Source organism: Bombella mellum, assembly GCF_014048465.1.
Classification (GTDB): domain Bacteria; phylum Pseudomonadota; class Alphaproteobacteria; order Acetobacterales; family Acetobacteraceae; genus Bombella; species Bombella mellum.
In genome coordinates this window covers 138,914-158,634 of the sequence record NZ_PDLY01000001.1, presented here as the reverse complement: position 1 = coordinate 158,634, position 19,721 = coordinate 138,914, and the positions used below count along the sequence as shown (strand labels likewise).

Sequence of the window (19,721 nt, the reverse complement as noted above, 5' to 3'; positions counted from 1 at the left end):
TGTCTTGCCTGTTTCCGCTTCTTCTTCCTCTCCGGGCGACCGGCCCGGATTCGGTGCCCTGCTGCCTTACTGGCAGGTCACCCTTGCCGCCTTCAGTGGCTGGTTTCTCGACGCTTTCGACCAGACCGCCCTGATGTTCACCCTGCCCGACATCGCCAGGGATTTCGGCTGCACGCTGGCCGCCCTTGGCAGCGTCTTTCTGGCGCAGGCCCTGGGGCGTGCCGTGGGCAACACGGGCTGGGGATGGCTCTCCGACCGTTTCGGCCGCAAGCCCGCCTTCACGCTCGGCATCCTCTTCTTCGCCCTCTTTGCCGCCCTGACAGGGACGACCCACAGCATCACCACGCTGGTCATCATCCAGTTCCTGTTCGGGATCGGTTTCGGCGGAGAATGGACGGCCTCTGCCACCCTGCTGATGGAAAGCGTGCCCGGCCCGCTGCGGCCTCTGGCCTCGGCCACCATGATGGCCGGATACGAGGTCGGCTACATGGCGGCTGCCGGGGCACAGGCCCTCATCCTGCCCCATCATGGCTGGCGGATGATGTTCTTCATCGGTCTGCTGCCAGCCCTGCTCATCATCTTCGTCCGCCTGAGGGTCAAGGAAAGCCCCATCTGGCTTGCCGCTCAGGAGGAAAAGAAGAAAAGGAACGGTCAGGCCCCATCAGAACCGGCAGCCTCCTTCTGGCAGACCGTCCGGCAGTTCTGGAACGGGGCCGCCTTCCAGGCCGTGGCCTTCATGTGCTTTCTGGAATTCCAGAAGGCCGCCCTCTACACGTTCTATCCCACCATCCTGCGGGACAGCCATCACCTCAGCCCCCAGCTCATCTTCTGGCCGGTGTCCCTCTACTGCCTCGGTTCACTCACCGGGAAGATCCTCTGCGGGGCACTGGCCACCCGCTTCGGGGAAGGTCTGGTCATGAGGGTGGCCCTGGTCGGGGTCATGCTGCTGATCGTCCCGTTCCTCAGTGCCGGGCCGTGGGTGATCCTGCTGGCCTCCGCCTTCTTCATCGGGGCCGCCGCTTCGGGTGTCTATGCGCTGGTGCCCCACTATCTGTCCCAACGCTTCCCCGATGCAGGCCGCAGCGCAGGCATGGGCACCAGCTATGCGGTCGGCTCCCTGGGACAGGGCGTGGCCGGGCGGCTCGTACCCTCCCTCGCTCCGCTGATGGCCGGTGGCCTGCCCGTGGCTGCCACGGTGTGCGTCCTTTCCGGCACCTTCATCAGCATCGGCATCACGCTCTTCCGCCCGAAGGACGTGCAGGACTTCTGAAGCGGTCCGGCCATCCATGAAAAAAGGGGGTGGAGCTTTCGCCCCACCCCCACAGCACTTCCAGAGGAAGACCCCGTCTCCGTCCGTCAGAAACGGACCTTGACGGACCCCGTCCCGCCACTCTCGGTGGACTGGTTGCCATACTGCCCGATATAGGACAGGTCCAGATCAACACGGTCGCTCACATGCGCCGTCACACCGGCCTGCACGACCGCCGCATTGCTGGAAAGCAGCACGCCGGCCACATCCATGTCGCTGGCACCACCCGTCATGGAGAAGGCCTCATGCTGACGGGACCCCATACGCCCGAAGGCATGACGGTAAGCGGCCGTCAGGTGCGGCATGAAGACCGCCTTGCCGATGCTCAGCGTCGTCGCCGTACGGAAGCCGAAACTCGAGAAGGTCACGCCCGTGTCCGTGCCATGGCTGTGCAGGGCCGCCTCATTGCCATGCTCGCGGTAGCTGTCGCTCTCCATGTTCACATAGGCCACGTTCATGAACGGCTCGAACATGCTGTGCGCCCCACGGAACTTGTAGCCAAGCTCCCCGAAGCCCTGGGCCGTGCCGCCCAGATAGCTGCTGCTCAGACGCCCGCCATAGTCACCCACGGCAATGTGACGGTGCGTGTTGATGACGTTCCAGCTGTAGATCGCCCCAAGACGGAGGTTCAGGCGGCCCCAGTGGGTCCCGGCATAGGCACCGATGCTGACATTGTTGCTGTTGGCCGAGGATGAACGTCCCCGCTGGATGTTGAACTGGGAGTGACCGTAGGAGATCAGCCCACCGACACGCCAGTTGCTGCGGCTGATCGGCGCATCCACACCCATGACGAAGCCCGCCGTGTTGTGGTGCATCAGGGCCGCGTTGCCATCCCCGCTGTTGAAGCCCATGCCACCATAGGCCTGCCCCCACATGATCGCATGGTCGGAATAGCAGGTGCCATTCTTCTTATGCGTCTTCAGGTCGAAGAAGCTCTGCCCGTTATGGCCATAGTCACAGTCGGCGGCCGCCAGGCGGTTCAGGGCCGCATTGCGGATGTAGAAGCTGTCCTGGATCAGCCCCGTCCGGATGGAGGCATGAAGCTCACCGGAGAGGTTGTCCAGCGCACGGCGGGCCTGATCCTTCGTCAGGACCGTCATGGCCTGGGCCAGCTGCGTGCCGTCACCGATGCGGTTCAGCCCCTCTCCGGCCGTCACCTCGTTACGGGTCTGTCCGACATGGTCATAGCCATAGATCGAACGGCGCAGCACCACATCCACGTCATTGTCCTGATAGACCAGACGGGGATCAAGGTAGGCATAGTCCTGACCGATGTTGGTCTTCAGGTCATCATAGTGACCATTCACGCCAGCATTGGCCGTCAGCACACGGTAGGCCTGGCCGTAGGACAGGGCCATCGGGTTCTTCACCTGAAGGTCCAGCGTACCGCCCTGGAGGGTGGCCTTGCCGGATACCAGCACACGGTCGGACTTCAGCTCGCTGTAGGAGAAGCCATCCGGCTCGGCCAGCTTCTGCCCGGTCGCCTCGTTGTCCCCACGGATGAACAGGACGGAGCCCTTGGCCATCGTCAGGTCGCCGTTGACATGAAGGCCACCGATGCGGGCCTCATTGCCACCACCCAGCGCAGCACCATCGGACACGACCGTGGTCCCGACATACCCGTTACCGGCCAGTCCGGCACCACGCTGCACCGTCACGTCGGAGCGGGACAGGTTGCCATCCACGATCATTTCGCCGGACTGAATGTCCGTCGGACCGCTGAAGCCGGAACCGTCACCCTCAAAGGTGAAGGTACCCGTACCCGTCTTCGTCAGGCCACCGGCCTTCTCGCCACTGGCGTTGCCGTCCGTCAGGGCGACGTTGCTGGCCAGCGTCAGGTGGTTCTGGTCCTGCACGTCGAACGTTGCACCCTTCGAACCGATGGACGTGTCAACATTGCCCGTCAGGTCAGACCCCTTCTGGTTCTGAAGGGTACCGCCGTCCAGAACCAGTCTGGCTCTAGCACCATCTTCCGCATCCAGGCCGGGCCGGCCATTGGCATCACCCGCCGCCAGCGTACTGCCGTTGAGCACGTTGATGGTGGCATTGAGGCCGTCAGCCGGCATGGTCTCCGCCTTGGCGAAAACGATCGGGCTGCTGCTGTGCAGTCCGGCTCCATCAGAAAGCGTGACCTCCGACGGGCCTTTGGAGCCAACCGTCATGCCACCATCCGTGGCCAGCTGTGCGGCCGAACCGGCGAGGGCCAGCGTCCCTTCATTCACGGCCACGGGACCGCCAATATGGGACTGGTTCGTCAGCGTTTCCTGACCGCTGGCGAGTGTCAGGCCACCCGTGCCGGAGAGGCTGCCCGCATAGGTGTCATGGGCGTTGGTCAGGCTCAGCGTGCCATCCAGCACGCCATTGCCTGCCCCCGTGAGGGAGCCGACCGTGGAACCATTGCCGGTGACATCAAACTGGCCACCATTGGCTGCCAGCGTTCCGTCAACCTTGTTCCCATCAAGGGAGAGCGTGCCGCCGTTCTGGGTGACGTCACCCGTGACGGTGTTGCCCTGACCCAGCGTCATGGCACCGCTGTTCGTGGCGGAAGCCAGCTGACCACCCGTCAGGGTCGCTTTGCCACTGTTGTCCAGATGAGCCAGCGTACCGTTCTCAGCGGTCAGGGTACCGGTATTGGTCGTCGTGCCACCAACCCTGCCACCATTGACGTCCGTTGTGGCATTGTTGTTCAGGTTGCCAGCGATAGTGCCCGTGATGTTCAGGCGGCCATCATCAACCTTCGTGTCACCTGCATATGTGTTGTCACCACTGAGCGTGGTCGTGCCAGAGCCTTTCTGGACGAGCGAACCCGTGCCGGAAATGGGCTGGGCCAGCGTGATGTCGTTGCTGTGATCGACCGCCAGCGTGCCGTTGTTGATGATCTCCTGAGACCCGACGGACCCGGTCGTGCCGCCATTGCCGAGCTGGAGGGTACCGGCATCAATACGGGTCGGCCTGGCAAAGTCATTGTCGGAGCTGAGGATGAGCGTACCAAGGTCTGCCTTGTGCAGGGCCGTTCCGCCGTCAACATGGCTGCCATCGATGACGGATGCGATCTCGGCTGTGATGTTCTTCCCTTCGGACGTACCATCACCCACGCGGATGACCGTGTCACCCGTGGAAGCCTCGAGCCTGTCGCCGGTCACGAGATACTGCTTGCCATCAATGTTGGCGAACTGTGCCCCGGAGAAGGAGACAGGAGCCTGACCGTCCCTGTCATCAACACGGACCGTACCGGCGGAAGCCGCAAAGATGGCCATGTTGCCGGACTGCCACTGACCATTGGTCTTGCCGTCGCTCTCGGCCCAGTTGGGCGTACCATTCGGGCTTGCGGCACTCCAGACACCATCGCCACCGTCGATCTTGCCATTGCCAGCATCGTCAGTGCCACGATGGGAGCTGGCATTGCCATCCCAGAAGTTGAAGTTGGCATCAGGATGATCGGTGTGGGTGGGAGGAACCGTCGGGCTGGGCACCGTCAAGTTGACCTGATGGTCGATGGAGGTCTGGATGGACAGACCATCCACATTCTGGCCTGGCAGCTGAAGCTGCTGCTGTGAACCGGAAAGGGTGCCGCCATAGCTGTACAAGCGGTACAGACCCGACATCAGCGCAGAGTTGCTGACATTCGGAGCCCCCTCGACCGGCTGGATGGAGAGCGTGCCACCGAGCTGAAGGCTGCCCTTCACGTCCACGAAGTCGTTGTAGGCACCGCCTTCCGTGTTGGTCTGGCCAAGACGGAAGACCTGACGGGACCCGTTGTCCAGATTCAGGTTGCCGTTGATCTGGAGACGACCCGGTGCCTCATCCGTGCCCGGTGCCAGCGTGGCCCCGGAACCGATGGTCACGTCCCCACCGATCGTGCCCTTGCCACGCAAGGTGGCACTGTCCACGACGGAGGTGGCACCCGTGGCGGCACCATTGTCACCATTCACATCCAGACGGGCATCGTTCTGCACGAGGGTCGGACCAGCATAGCTGTTCGTGCCCGTCAGAACTTCATGACCACCGGACACCGTCAGCCCACCAGTCCCGGACAGGTTGCCTGCATAGGTGTCACGAGCATTGGTCAGGTGCAGCGTGCCATTCAGCGTACCGTTGGCAGTCCCATCAGCCTGGTCCGCTTCGTCACCATCACGGTTCAGCAGGGCACTCCCGATACCAGCCAGAGAGCCGACCGTGGAGCCATTGCCCGTGACGGTGAACGTTCCGCCACCAGCCGCCAGCGTGCCGTCAACCCTGTTGCCATCAAGCGTCAGGCTGCCTGCCTTCTGGATCACGTCACCCGTGACGCTGTTGTCCTTGCCCAGCGTCATGATGCCGCTGTTCTCGGCGGAGGCCAGCTGACCGCCCGTGGCACTGAAGGTCGCCCCGTCAGCATTGGTGACATGGCCTGCCGTGCTGTCTGCCAGCGTGGCCGTGCCAGCCTTGTTGACGACATCAGCCAGCGTGGCCTTCTCGGCATTCAGCGTGCCCCTGTTCGTGGTCAGGCCAGCAACCCGGCCACCATCAACGTCGGTCGTGCCGTCATTGTTCAGCGCACCACCAACCGCACCGTTCAGGGTCAGGCCAGCCTTCTGGGCAACATTGGTGTCACCCGTATATGTGCTGGCACCCGTCAGGCTTTCATGACCGGCAGAGACCGTCAGGCCACCCTTGCCGGACAGGACGCCGGAATAGGTGTCAGCCGCATTGGTCAGGTCAAACTGGCCGTCAAGCTGGCCATTGCCAGAACCGGACAGCGTACCGACCCTGGACCCGGCCTCGGCGACCGTGAACTGCCCACCATCGGCGGCCAGCTTGCCATCGATCTGGTTGCCATCAAGCGTCAGGCTGCCTGCCTTCTGGGTCACGTCACCGGTGACGCTGTTGTCCTTGCCCAGCGTCATGGTGCCGCTGTTCTCGGCGGAAGCCAGCTGCCCGCCCGTGACACTGAAGGTTGCCCCGTCCTCGTTGATGACATGGCCTGCCGTGCTGTCCGTCAGCGTCGCCGTGCCAGCCCTGTTGGCGAGATCAGCCAGCGTGCCCTTCTCGGCGGTCAGCGTGCCCCTGTTCGTGGTGGGAGCCGCCAGCCTGCCGCCATCAATGTCGGACCGGCCGTCATTGTTCAGCGCACCGACGAGCGATCCCTTCAAGACCAGACCGCCATCCTTCGTGACGTTCGTATCACCGGTGTAGGTATTGTTTCCCGTCAGGGTCTGCGTGCCACCAGAAACTGTCAGGCCGCCCTGGCCGCCCAGCACACCATCATATGAGGTGGAGGCCTTGGTCAGTTCCAGAGACCCGTCCAACTGGGCACTGGAGGAACCGGCCAGAGAGCCGGCCTTCGAACCGCCCTGGGCAACGGTGAGCTGCCCACCTTCGGCTGTCAGGATGCCACCGATCTCGTCATGATCCAGCGTCAGGCTGCCTGCCTTCTGGATCACGTCGCCGGTGACGCTGTTGTCCTTGCCCAGCGTCATGGTGCCGCTGTTCTCGGCAGAGGCCAGCTGACCGCCCGTGGCACTGAAGGTCGCCCCGTCAGCATTGGTGACATGGCCTGCCGTGCTGTCTGCCAGCGTGGCCGTGCCAGCCTTGTTGACGACATCAGCCAGCGTGGCCTTCCCGGCGGTCAGCGTGCCGCTGTTCGTGGTCAGGCCCGCAACCCGGCCACCATCGACGTCGGTCGTGCCGTCATTGTTCAGAGCACCACCAACCGCACCGTTCAGGGTCAGGCCAGCCTTCTGGGCAACATTGGTGTCACCCGTATATGTGCTGGCACCCGTCAGGCTTTCATGACCGGCAGAGACCGTCAGGCCACCCTTGCCGGACAAGACGCCGGAATAGGTGTCAGCCGCATTGGTCAGGTCAAACTGGCCGTCAAGCTGGCCATTGCCAGAACCGGACAGCGTACCGACCCTGGACCCGGCCTCGGCGACCGTGAACTGCCCACCATCGGCGGCCAGCTTGCCATCGATCTGGTTGCCATCAAGCGTCAGGCTGCCTGCCTTCTGGGTCACGTCACCGGTGACGCTGTTGTCCTTGCCCAGCGTCATGGTGCCGCTGTTCTCGGCGGAAGCCAGCTGCCCGCCCGTGACACTGAAGGTTGCCCCGTCCTCGTTGATGACATGGCCTGCCGTGCTGTCCGTCAGCGTCGCCGTGCCAGCCCTGTTGGCGAGATCAGCCAGCGTGCCCTTCTCGGCGGTCAGCGTGCCCCTGTTCGTGGTGGGAGCCGCCAGCCTGCCGCCATCAATGTCGGACCGGCCGTCATTGTTCAGCGCACCGACGAGCGATCCCTTCAAGACCAGACCGCCATCCTTCGTGACGTTCGTATCACCGGTGTAGGTATTGTTTCCCGTCAGGGTCTGCGTGCCACCAGAAACTGTCAGGCCGCCCTGGCCGCCCAGCACACCGTCATATGAGGTGGAGGCCTTGGTCAGTTCCAGAGACCCGTCCAACTGGGCACTGGAGGAACCGGCCAGAGAGCCGGCCTTCGAACCGCCCTGGGCAACGGTGAGCTGCCCACCCTCGGCCGTCAGGATGCCATCAATCTGGTTGCCATCAAGCGTCAGGCTGCCTGCCTTCTGGGTCACGTCACCCGTGACGCTGTTACCCTTGCCCAGCGTCATGGTGCCGCTGTTCTCGGCGGAGGCCAGCTGCCCGCCCGTGGCACTGAAGGTCGCACCCTCATCGTTGATGACGTGACCCGCCGTGCTGTCCGTCAGCGTCGCCGTGCCACCGGATTTATTGGCAAGATCAGCCAGCGCACCGCCATTCTTGACGGTCAGCTCGCTAACGTTTGTGGTGAGACCACCGACCTTTCCGCCATCAACGGTAGCCGTGCCATTATTGTTCAGAGGGCTGGCAAGAGACCCCGTCAGAACCAGTCCCGCACCCTGGGCAACGTTCGTATCGCCCGTATACGTATTCTGCCCGGCCAGCGTTTCCGTGCCACCGGAGATGGTCAGACCGCCCGTGCCAGACATGCTGCCGGAATAGGTGTCAGCCGCATTGGTCAGGTTCAGCGTACCTTCAAGCTGGCCGTTACCACCACCCTTCAGCGTCCATACGGTCGCCCCACCGTTGCCGATATCAAACAGGCCGCCATTTGCCTCAAGCTTGGCAACCGTGGAGTCATCGATCAACAGCTTCCCGTCATTCTGGATGATCGTTCCACCAGTGGACTTCTGCAGCAGCTGAAGAGTCCCAGTATTGATCACACCACCTACGGAGCTGCCCCTGAACCTCGTCCGCCCAGAGTTGGTGGAAAAAGTAACCTGGCCAGAACCAGCATCATCCCTGTTGCTTATCGTATCCGCATCACCGATCCGATCGGCAAGCGCATAAAGAGATATACCACTACGCCCCGCCAGAACATCTTCATCACTCTTTGTATCGGCAGGTGACGAAACACCGTTAACCTTTGAATTTGCAATGTCTACGAAACTGTCCATGTTGTGGAAGGCGCGAACAACCGAGTCCTGGAGGTTGAGTTCAGCATCTTCCATGGTCGTGATATTGAGGGCCAGTGTGTTCTTCAGAGTGGCCGTGCCAGATATGTTCTCAAGGTCCGCAAGCTGACTGCTCTGGGATGTGAAATCGCCATTGTTCGTGATCGTGCCCGTGACATTGGTACGGTTAACCGTAGCCGAACCGCTGTTGTCCAGATCACCGGACACCACTCCGCCCGTCTGCGTAAAGGTGGCATCCTTCCGGTTACGGATCGGACCACCCATCGTGACGTCACCGACATTCAGGACACCGGACTGAACATCCGTCTGACCTGAGTAGGTGCCGCCACCGGCCAGCTCCAGCGTCCCCGTCCCAACCTTGACGAGATCGCCACTACCGGACACGCCGCCCTTCCACGACATGGTGTTCTGTCCCTGAACATCCAGCTCGTTGGACCCTGTCAGGTTGGCCGCGACCGTGCTGGTCATGTCATGCCCCTGAAGGTTCTGGACCTTTGACGAATCAATGTTGATGGCCGCCTTCGCACCGCTCTCGGCAGAAATGGCCGGGGAAGACCCGTTGTCAGCGGCGACCAGAACACCTCCATTCTGCACGTTCAGCGTGCCATCAGAGTGTGCATTGTCACTGTTTGACGTTCCGAAGCGGATCGCCTTGTCACTTTCGAAACGGCCACCATTGACCGTCAGCGTGCCCTTGCCATCCGCACCGATGGTGGTGGTGTCGTTCTTCAGCGTGCCATTGGCACCGACAGTGACAGTCCCCTCACCCTTCTGCTCACCGAGCGTCATGGATGTAGCCTGCAGGCTGCCTCCGTCACTGACATTCACCGTGCCCGTGCCTTCCGCACCGATATGGGCATTGGTCGCCTCGACCGCCGAGTTGCTGCCCTTCACGTTCACGGTGCCGGTCAGGGACGGAGACGCAGCCACATAAAATTCGTCAGAGGCCACGCGGGACCCGCTCTCCACGTTCATGCTGCCGTGCTGCCCGTTGGCAACAACGACATACATGTTTTCGTTGGTGCGGTTGTTGATCTGCGCCCCATTCGTCAGGGTCGCATCACTCGTTCCGACCGGACCACCTTTTCCGCCATAACTCGAATCGCCATTACCGACGAAAACGGACATGCGCTGAATCTTGGCGTCAGGACCATCCATGACCAGATGACCCTGATCCCCCTGCGCAAGCCCCACGACCAGCGGCCCCGTCGTGCTACCCGGTTCCGTGGAGAAGGAACCCTTGTCCTTCAGGGTCAGCGTGCCGTTATGGATGTCCACGGTACCGTTGATCTGGTTCTGTCCCGTCAGCGTCTGGGCACCATCCAGCAGGGTGAACACGCCCGTGCCCTTGAGAGAACCGCTGTAGGTCTCTCCCTTGCCCTGACTGATGGCCAGCTCACCCTGATAGGGTGCCGAAGGATTAGGCGACGGCGTCATGGTTTCACTAGGGTCACTCTCAGGCTTGTCGAGCCTGACATCACCGTTGCCAGCCAGGGACTGCACCAGCGTGCCGCCATGGCCGCCCCCGCTGTGACCGAAAAGGGCTGTGCCCCCGTCCAGATGCAGGGTCCCGGCCACCGTCGTGCCATCAAGACCGAGATCACCACCCTGCTGGTACAGGTTGCCGTCGATTTTCGTACCCTGAGGGAGATTGCGTGTCTGGGTGTTCGTCATGTCCCCGGAGACGGAAGCCCCGTCATCGGCCCGGGCCGTGCTGCCCACACCAGCAACCAAGGACACTCCGCTGAGCAGAGCCAACATGTAACCAAAGCGGCGATACCCTGCCTTGTGGCTCGCCAGATACCGTAGCGGGGCATGCCCGTTCTGCTCAGTAATAAACACCGGCCTATCCTTATCATCCACACTGTTGTGGACGGAGGCACCACAGAATCCTCCACCCATTGTGGGTTGTGATAGGTCTTGAATGAGGTATAATTTTTACATAAATTTGTCAGAAAATTGACTAACAAAGTCGTTCTTTTTATATATCCTTTACTCTTTCAAAATTATTAAAACAGAACTCTCTTTTTATTAAAGAGTTATTTAAAAAGTCTGGAATCTCGCAAATACTCCCCCGTCACAGGGAGGACACCAGCCACTCCGCCACACGGATGCCGTCAATTCCCGCAGAAAGGATGCCTCCGGCATAGCCGGCCCCTTCCCCAGCCGGGAAAAGCCCCCGCAGAGCTGGACTCTGGCCCGTGGCGTCACGGTCAATCCGCAAGGGCGAGGATGTCCGTGTCTCGACACCGGTCATCACGGCATCATCCATGCTGTAACCCCTGATCCTGCGCTCGAACCGGGGCAGGGCTTCCCGGATGGAGGCCACCACGAAATCCGGCAGACAACGGGAAAGGTCAGTCGGCGTCACGCCAGGCTGGTAAGAGGGTACGACCGTGCCCAGAGAGGTGGAGGCCCGCCCTGCAAGGAAGTCCCCCACACGCTGCGCCGGAGCACGGTAGTCCCCGCCACCTGCCACGAAGGCAGCTTTCTCCCATTGACGCTGGAAGGCGATCCCCGCCAGCGGCTCATCCGGGAAATCGACACCGGGGCGGACCTCCACCACGATGCCGCTGTTGGCGTTCCGCTCGGCCCGGGAATACTGGCTCATCCCGTTCGTGACGACCTGATCCTTCTCCGAGGTCGCCGCCACGACCTGCCCACCGGGGCACATGCAGAAGGAATAGACACCCCGTCCCGTGCTGGCATGATGCACCAGCTTATAATCGGCCGCACCAAGCAGCGGATGCCCCGCCTGCGGGCCAAACCGGGCCACGTCGATCACCGCCTGCGGATGCTCGATCCGCACCCCGATGGAGAAAGGCTTGGCCTGCATCGGCACACCTTCCTCATGCAGCATGGCGAACGTGTCCCGGGCAGAATGGCCGACCGCCAGAATGACCCGGTCCGCCTTCAACACCTCCCCGGTGGAGAGACGCAGCCCCGTCACCTGTCGGCCACCACCCTCACAGGGTGCCGTCTCGATGCCTTCAAGCCGGGTCTCGAAACGGTATTCCCCTCCCAGCTCCTCGATCTGCGCCCGCAGGGACTGCACGACCGTCACGAGCCGGAACGTCCCGATATGCGGCTTGGAGAGGGTCAGGATTTCCTCCGGCGCACCGGCCTTCACGAACTCCTCCAGCACCTTGCGCCCCAGATGGCGAGGGTCCGACACGCCAGAATAAAGCTTGCCATCCGAGAATGTTCCGGCTCCCCCTTCACCGAACTGCACGTTGCTTTCTGCCGTGAAGCGGGATTTCCGCCAGAGGGCGAACGTATCGACCGTACGGTCCCTCACGGCCCGGCCACGCTCTATGATGATCGGCTTCAGCCCCGCCTGGGCCAGCACGAGGGCCGCCATCAGGCCACAGGGCCCCGCCCCGATCACGACGGGCCGCTGCGTGCGCCCGGCAGCGTGAGAGGGCAGGACGGGCGGAATCCAGCGCATGTCCGGTGTCGGACGGACATGCTGGTCCCCGCTGAAACGGGCCAGCACGGCATCCAGCTCCCGCAACTCACAGTCCAGCGTATAGACGAGCTGGATGTTCCCCCGCCGTCGGGCATCATGCCCCCGGCGGAAGACATGATAGGCCAGCAGCTCCTCCGGCCTTACGGCCAGACGGGCCACGATGGCGGCCCGGAGGGCTTCCGGCGTGTGGTCGAGAGGAAGGGCAAGATTGCTGAGGCGGAGCATGGGGGAAAAGGCTGTCATGCCCGTTCCTTTAAAGCCAGCACCGGGGCACTGGCAAGCAGGGAGGACAGACAGGCCACCGGTCCCGGTCCCTGCCCTGCTCCATGTGAAACAGGACAAGAAAAATGGTGAAAGCTGGATAGGTCTAACTTATACTGCATCCCCTCATACATCTTCGTGCCTATCAGGGTTCCTCCATGACGACCACGCCCCATCTTCCACACGAGCCGGCAGAAGGCACAGCCTGCTCCCACCACGACCATGATCACCACGACGGGCATGGGCATGGGCATGGGCATGGGCATGGGCATGGGCATGGGCACCATCATCATGGCGGGCACGGGCATGTCCACGCTCCGGCCTCCTTTGGTGGCACGTTCCTCATCGCCATCATCCTCAACACGCTCTATCTCGCCGGGGAAGCCGGATGGGGCTTCGCCGCCCACTCCCTCTCCCTGCTGGCCGATGCGGGGCACAATCTCTCGGACGTGCTGAGCCTGCTGGCCGCATGGGGGGCCCAGATACTCGCCCGCCGCACCCCCAGCGAACGCTTCACCTACGGGCTGAAACGCGCCACCATCCTGACGGCCCTGCTCAACGCCACCATCCTCCTGCTCGTCACCGGAGGCATCATCTGGCAGGCCGTCTGGCACCTCATCCATCCCGAGACCGTGCAGGGCCAGACCATCAGCATCGTGGCAGGCATCGGCATCCTCATCAATGGCGGGACGGCCCTGCTGCTCATGCGGGGAGCCCATCATGACCTGAACATGCGGGGGGCCTTCCTGCACATGGCCTCCGATGCCCTCATGGCCCTAGGCGTGGTCATTGCCGGTGTCCTCATCACGCTGACCGGCTTCTCCTGCATCGACCCTCTGGCCAGCCTCATCGTGTCAGGACTCATCATCTGGGGGACATGGTCCCTGCTGACCCATGCTCTCGGCCTGGCCCTTGATGGCGTGCCGCAGGCCATCGCCCCCCGTGCCGTGGAAGACGCCCTGAGGAACCTGCCCGGCATTGCGGACCTGCATCACCTCCACATCTGGCCCATCAGCACGACCGAGACGGCCCTGACGGTCCATCTGGTCCTCCACCCCGTACCGGAAGACTGCACCATTCTGGAGGCCCAGAGCCGGACAGCCGACCTTCTGGCCCGGGCGACCGTCCTGCTGCGGGAGGAATTCGCCATCGGTCATCCCACCTTCCAGGTGGAGCCGCCCGAAGGAGCCAGCTGCGCCACACCCGGCTGCAACAGCCCCCACACCGCCCCGAAAGAGACGGACTGCGCCCATGACCACCACCACGCCTGAAACCGCCATGCCAAGGGAGAGCACGACCACGCCACTCCGCCTGCTGGTGGCCCGTCTTTCCATCCTCGTCAGCATCGTGGTGCTGGGCATCAAATATATGGCATGGGCCGTCTCCGGCTCCGGTGCCCTGCTGTCCGATGCCATCGAGACCATCCTCAACGTCCTGGCCTCCGTCGGCACGCTCTGGGCCGTGGCCTTTGCCGCCCGCCCGGCGGATGACAACCACCCTTACGGGCACGGCAAGGCGGAATATGTCTGGGCCGTCATCGAGGGGGTTCTCGTGGTGCTGACGGCCCTGGTCATCCTGGCCATTGCCGGGCATGACGCCCTGCACATACAGGCCCCGGAAGCCCCCCTGCCCGGTGCGCTCCTCAACGCCTCTGCCGGGGTCATCAACCTCATCTGGGCCCTCATCCTTCGGCGGATGGGCCGGACACATCACTCACAGGCCCTGAGTTCGGCCGGGGATCATGTTCTCTCCGATGTCTGGGCCAGCCTGGCCCTGCTGGTCGGTGTCTGCCTCATCCCCCTGCTGCACTGGCTCTGGCTGGACCCGCTGCTCTCCGCCCTCGTGGCCCTGAATGTCCTCTGGACCGGTTTCGGCATGATGCGCCATTCCATGACCGGCCTGCTGGACGAGGCCCCACCGCCGGAGCTGGTCCATGAGGTCGGCCAGACCATCACGCAGGCTGGCCAGGGAGCACTGGAGGCCCACGACCTCCGCATGAGGCGGGTGGGGTCCCTCTATTTCGTGGAGTTCCACCTCATCGTGCCGGATGAGATGCGCATCACGGACGCCCACGACATCTGCGACCGGATCGAGAATGCCATACGGGCCGTGCTGGGCCGCTCCTCCATCCATATCCATGTGGAGCCGGAGGACCTCGCCAAACGCCACAAGCCCGGGGCCAGCGGCGTGCTCGTCATGTAACCGGCATGTCACATCTGCCATGCAAAACCCTGCCCCCCCTTGACCGCAGGGAAGGCTCCGTCTGAAACAGGGCATGACCTCTTCACCCCAGTCCTGTGGCGGATCCACCCCAGACGTGTCCGATTCTTCCCCGATTTCTCCCGCTCCTGCCCCCGCCTCCCCCCACGCCATGAGGCGGCGCAACCGCATCACGCATTTCCGCCGTTCGGCACGGATGCGCACCTCGCAGTGGCGGCGGACCCTCATCTTCTGGGCCGGGGCCATCACGGTCGGCATTGCGGCATGGCTGTTCGCCCGGGCGGCAGACTATGCCAGCTCCCTCTGCATGGGTCTCCAGCACTGGAATCCCTATGTCATGTTCGCTGTCATCCCCAGCGGGCTGGCCCTCTCCATGTGGCTGACGAAACGCTTCTTTCCCGGGGCGCAGGGGTCCGGCATCCCGCAGACCATCGCCACGCTGCATATCGAGGACTTCTCCCTCGTCAACCGCATCCTTGCCCTGCGCATCGCCGTCGGAAAGATTTTCATGACCACGCTCGGCCTGCTCTGCGGGGCCTCCATCGGGCGGGAAGGCCCCACGGTGCAGGTCGGGGCGGCCATCATGAACGCCTATTCCCGCTTTCTGGGCCATGCCAACGTCTCGACCCGCCGGGGGATCATCCTGGCGGGCGGGGCCGCCGGTGTGGCCGCCGCCTTCAACACGCCGCTGGCAGGCATCGTCTTCGCCATCGAGGAACTGGCCAGCTCCTTCCAGCAGCGGACATCCGGCGTGATGCTGACGGGTGTTGTCCTCGCCGGTGTGACGGCCATCGTCCTGACGGGCGGAAACTACACCTATTTCGGCCATGCCTCGGTGGATGTTCCCGTCGGAACGGCCTGGATTGCCGTGCTGGCCTGCGGCATCCTTGGCGGGCTGGGCGGGGGTTTCTTCTCCACCATCCTCATCCGGGTCGGCAAGGGCCTGCCCGGCTTCATCGGGACCATCCAGAAGAACCAGCCCATCGTGTTCACGGCCCTGTGCGGGATCATCCTCGCCATGCTGGGCTTTGCCAGCCATGGCGACACGTTCGGCACGGGCTACATTCAGGCCCATCATCTGATCGACGGCTCCCGCCATGCCCACATGTCCTATTTCCTGATGAAATATGCCGCCACCATCATCTCGTACTGTTCCGGCATACCGGGCGGACTGTTCGCCCCGTCCCTCTCCATAGGGGCTTCTGTCGGCGGATGGGTGGCACAGTTCCTGCCTCTTACGGCTCCCGGAGCCGTCGTTCTGCTGGGCATGGTCGGCTATTTCTCCGGCGTGGTGCAGTCCCCGCTGACGGCCACCGTCATCGTGATGGAAATGTGCGACAACCAGCAGATCACCCTGGCCCTGCTGGCCACGGCCTTTCTGGCCTTCGGTGTCTCCCGCATGGTCTGCCCCCACTCCCTCTACGGGCGTCTGGCCGACCAGTTCATGGCCAGACAGGAGGGGTATCTCCAGAAAAAACACGAAGAGAACAGACAGTCCAAGGACTGAACAGGATGGTCTGCCCCCAGTCCGGCAGACCATCCCTGAAGACATCAGCCCTGAGCGGAGAGGTCCACCACGCCGACATAGCCTTCTTCTGTCCCGAAGATGACGGCTCCCCCCTGCGGGGTGAAGGCGATGGCGTTCACGGCACCACGGGCGGCACCGCCGCTGCGCTGGCCATTGCAGAGTGGCAGGATGCGCCCCTCTCCCGCAGCAGCCTCGTCAGCATGATTGGGCACTTCCGCCAGAAGGACCGTGCCATCCTCAAACCCGATGGCCAGAATGTCATCCGTGGGGTGGGCGCAGACGCAGGTCACGAACAGCCCCGGAAGGCGAGCCAGCTCCATGGGGGGCTTGCCCATCGGGCCACCCCCGAAGAACGGCCACAACACGGCGGCATCCGCCCCTGATGTGGCCAGCCAGCGGCCCTTGCGGGTGAAGCTCATGGACCCGATCTTGCGGGGATAGCCGCTCATGCGCATGTTGTGCCCGTCGGACAGACGCCAGCCATGCAGCTCATTCTCCTGCATGCTCGTCACCAGTGCCTCGCCGCCCGGATGGATGCACAGCCCGGTATGGCTGCCCTTCCATTCCAGAGAACGGACATTGGCCTCCTTCGCCTGCACGAACCACATGGACACGCCATTATAATGCGAGGCGGCCAGCCTCTTGCCTTTGGCATCAAAGGCAAGACCGCTCAGGGCCGAAGGATGGTCCAGCACCTTCAGGGGTTCATCCGTACCGTGGGCGTAAAGATGAACCTCTTTCCTGCTGGCGCAGGCCCAGTGGGTAGGCGTACTGGCCAGACAGTCCACCCAGCCACGGCCCTCATGACGGTCCGTCATGGTGCCATCGGCCCGTGTTTCCACGACACGGCCATCTTCCCCGCCACTGAGGAAACTGTCCTTCCCGCAGCCCTGCACAAGGGACACCGCCCCGTCATGTACGGACAGGCACTGCCAGTCTTCAGAAGCCCGCAGGCCGTCCCGGGGGATGAGGATGATCTCCCCATCCATCGTCAGGGCGGCAAAGGTCTGGCCATCACGACTGGCCTGCACGCCGGTGATCGGAGCCTCAAACTGACGCTCGGCCCCACGGGTCTGCAACAGGGTCCTGCTCTGCGGCGCACTCATACGGCCACGCACCCTTCAAAGCCACGCCGAAGCTGGGCACAGTCCAGCTTGCGGCCAATGAACACGATGCGGGACTGTTTCGTCTCTCCCGCCCTGAACGGCCCGATATAGTCGCCATCCGCCATCATGTGCACGGCCTGGAAGGCAAAACGCTCGTCCTTGCCCCTGAAATGCAGGATGCCCTTTGCCCGCAGGATGTCCGGTCCCTGCTCCTGAAGGACAAGGCCGATCCAGGCGTGGAAACGTTCCTCATCCAGCGGTTCCGTCACGGTGAAGGAGTGGCTCGTCACATCCTCGCTATGGGCGTGATGATGTCCGCCCGGCCCGTGGGCTGCCTCATGATGATGGTCGTGGTCATGACAATGGCAATGCTCGTGGTCGTGGTCGTGGTCGTGGTCGTGATGATGGTGGTGATGCCCGTCCTCCTCAAGGAAGTCCGGCATGGTGGACAGGGCACGGCTGAGGTCGAACCCGCCACGGTTGAGGATGTCATCCAGAGCCACCTTGCCCCGCTCGGCCCGGTGAATCCGCACGACGGAATTGATGGCCCGCAGCTTCTGCTCCACCTTGGCCAGTGCGGCCTCATCCAGAAGGTCACATTTGTTCAGGATGATGACATCGGCAAAGGCCACCTGATTGACGGCTTCCGGGCTTTCCCTGAGGGTCTGGAGCACGTTGTAGGCGTCCACGACCGTCACGACGGCATCCAGCTCGGCTTTTTCACGGATGCCCTCATCCACAAAGAAGGTCTGCGCCACGGGGGCCGGATCGGCCAGGCCGGTAGTCTCGACGATGATGCCATCAAACTTGCCACGGCGGCGCAGCAGACGGCTGAGAATCCGGATGAGGTCGCCCCGCACCGTGCAGCAGATGCAGCCATTGTTCATCTCGAAGATTTCTTCGTCAGCATCGACCACCAGATCATTGTCGATGCCCAGCTCCCCGAACTCATTGACGACAACGGCGTAATTCCGCCCGTGATCGGCTGTCAGGATGTGGTTGAGTAGCGTGGTCTTGCCCGCTCCCAGAAAGCCGGTAAGAACTGTGACGGGGATTTTTCTGGTCTGTGAATCAGCCATGATGTCTGTCCTTGTTCTCCTTGAGAGTTGAGCTGAGCATACTCTTCTCCCGTCTCAAAACCAAAAAGAAGAACAGGTGGTTGCATAACCCGCCGCCCCTATCCCAATATGGGCGAAGAGGCCGGAAGGGCCTTGCCCGCCCCCGCATGATGAGGGGCCGCCCTCCAGGTCCGGGCCGAGGCACGATTCATTCCGCATCCTCCGCCCTCATTTTCTGATGGAGACAAACCCATGAATGAAAACACCATTCTCATTCCCGGTTTTGACAGACCCGTATCACGCGTCGCCCTTGGCACATGGGCCATTGGCGGCTGGATGTGGGGCGGCCCTGATGACGACAATGCCGTCCGTACCATCCACCGTGCCCTTGATGAAGGCGTGGACCTGATCGACACCGCTCCCGTCTATGGTTTTGGTCATTCCGAGGAAGTCGTGGGCCGTGCTCTGGCAGAAAAACCCCACAGGGCCCGTGTCGCCACCAAGCTCGCACTGGACTGGAACGACGATCACCAGCCGTTCCGCAATTCCAGCCCTGCCCGCATCCGCAAGGAAGTGGAAGACTCCCTGCGCCGCCTGCGTGTCGAGACCATCGACCTCGAGCAGGTTCACTGGCCGGACCCCAACACGCCGATCGACGAGACGGCCCGTGAGCTCCAGAAGCTCCACAAGGAGGGGAAAATCCGTGCCCTTGGCGTGAGCAACTACTCCCCGGAACAGATGGACATCTTCCGTGAAGTGGCCCCGCTGGCCAGTGTCCAGTCCCCCTACAATCTCTTTGAACGTGAGATTGAAAAGGACGTGCTGCCCTATGCGAAGACGCACAAGCTCGTCACGCTGGCCTATGGCCCGCTCTGCCGTGGTCTACTGACCGGCAAGATGACAGCGGACAAGACCTTCCCGGAAAGTGATCTGCGATCTGGCGACCCCAAGTTCCAGAAAGAGCACTTCAAGGACTATCTGGCTGCTGTGGACGAGCTGAAAACGATTGCGGACCGCCATGGCAAGTCCCTCATGGTGCTGGCCATCCGCTGGGTGCTGGACCAGGGACCGACTATTGCCCTGTGGGGTGCCCGCAAGCCGGAACAGATTGATGGTGTTGCGGATGTCTTCGGCTGGCAGCTGACCGATCAGGACAGGAAGGATATTGACGCCATTCTGGAACGTCATGTCCCCACGCCCATCTCTCCTGCCTTCATGGCCCCACCGGCCCGAAAAGCCTGAGAACTCGTCTCACGTCAGTCTGTGACTACATGAGAAGGAAGCGGCACGGTCTCCCTGCCGCTTCTTTTTTACCTGTCAAT

General features: G+C 62.7%; 9 protein-coding genes. 5 read left to right on the top strand and 4 right to left on the bottom strand.

The genetic code is table 11. The features are described from left to right. Nucleotides 1-4: 4 nt before the first annotated feature. On the top strand, nt 5-1,270 hold the full coding sequence (locus tag CPA56_RS00730) for an MFS transporter (RefSeq protein WP_182040140.1): 1,266 nt from the start codon (nt 5-7) through the stop codon (nt 1,268-1,270). Between the two features lie 86 nt (nt 1,271-1,356). On the opposite strand, the gene CPA56_RS00725 is transcribed toward CPA56_RS00730, so the two are convergent. Further along, the gene (locus CPA56_RS00725; protein WP_182040139.1) at nt 1,357-10,599 is read right to left on the bottom strand and encodes an autotransporter-associated beta strand repeat-containing protein; all 9,243 of its coding nucleotides are present in this window, start codon (nt 10,597-10,599) and stop codon (nt 1,357-1,359) included. 235 nt (nt 10,600-10,834) lie between these two features. Continuing rightward, a complete protein-coding gene (locus CPA56_RS00720; protein ID WP_182040558.1) occupies nt 10,835-12,451 on the bottom strand; it encodes an NAD(P)/FAD-dependent oxidoreductase in 1,617 nt (538 codons plus the stop codon). A gap of 194 nt (nt 12,452-12,645) precedes the next feature. Here CPA56_RS00720 and CPA56_RS00715 point away from each other — a divergent pair, with 194 nt between their 5' ends. The 3 genes from CPA56_RS00715 to CPA56_RS00705 all read left to right on the top strand — a co-directional run bounded on the left by CPA56_RS00715 (nt 12,646) and on the right by CPA56_RS00705 (nt 16,214). Beyond that, entirely contained in the window at nt 12,646-13,758 is a 1,113-nt protein-coding gene (locus tag CPA56_RS00715) for a cation diffusion facilitator family transporter (protein ID WP_182040138.1), read from the top strand. Further along, nucleotides 13,739-14,689 (top strand): cation diffusion facilitator family transporter, encoded by a 951-nt coding sequence (locus CPA56_RS00710; RefSeq protein WP_229707246.1) that lies wholly within the window; start codon nt 13,739-13,741, stop codon nt 14,687-14,689. Before CPA56_RS00715 ends, CPA56_RS00710 begins: the two co-directional genes overlap by 20 nt. A gap of 169 nt (nt 14,690-14,858) precedes the next feature. Then, nucleotides 14,859-16,214, top strand: coding sequence for a chloride channel protein (locus CPA56_RS00705; protein WP_182040556.1), 1,356 nt, complete (start codon nt 14,859-14,861; stop codon nt 16,212-16,214). A gap of 44 nt (nt 16,215-16,258) precedes the next feature. Here CPA56_RS00705 and CPA56_RS00700 read toward each other — a convergent pair whose 3' ends face one another. Together CPA56_RS00700 and CPA56_RS00695 are read right to left on the bottom strand one after the other, a co-directional pair. Then, on the bottom strand, nt 16,259-17,341 hold the full coding sequence (locus CPA56_RS00700) for a WD40 repeat domain-containing protein (RefSeq protein ID WP_182040137.1): 1,083 nt from the start codon (nt 17,339-17,341) through the stop codon (nt 16,259-16,261). Further along, complete coding sequence (locus tag CPA56_RS00695) at nt 17,338-18,420, bottom strand: CobW family GTP-binding protein (RefSeq protein WP_182040136.1); 1,083 nt, start codon at nt 18,418-18,420, stop codon at nt 17,338-17,340. Before CPA56_RS00695 ends, CPA56_RS00700 begins: the two co-directional genes overlap by 4 nt. A 231-nt stretch (nt 18,421-18,651) precedes the next feature. Here CPA56_RS00695 and CPA56_RS00690 point away from each other — a divergent pair, with 231 nt between their 5' ends. After that, nucleotides 18,652-19,641, top strand: a complete 990-nt coding sequence (locus CPA56_RS00690) for an aldo/keto reductase (RefSeq protein WP_182040135.1) — start codon at nt 18,652-18,654, stop codon at nt 19,639-19,641. Nucleotides 19,642-19,721: the final 80 nt, after the last annotated feature.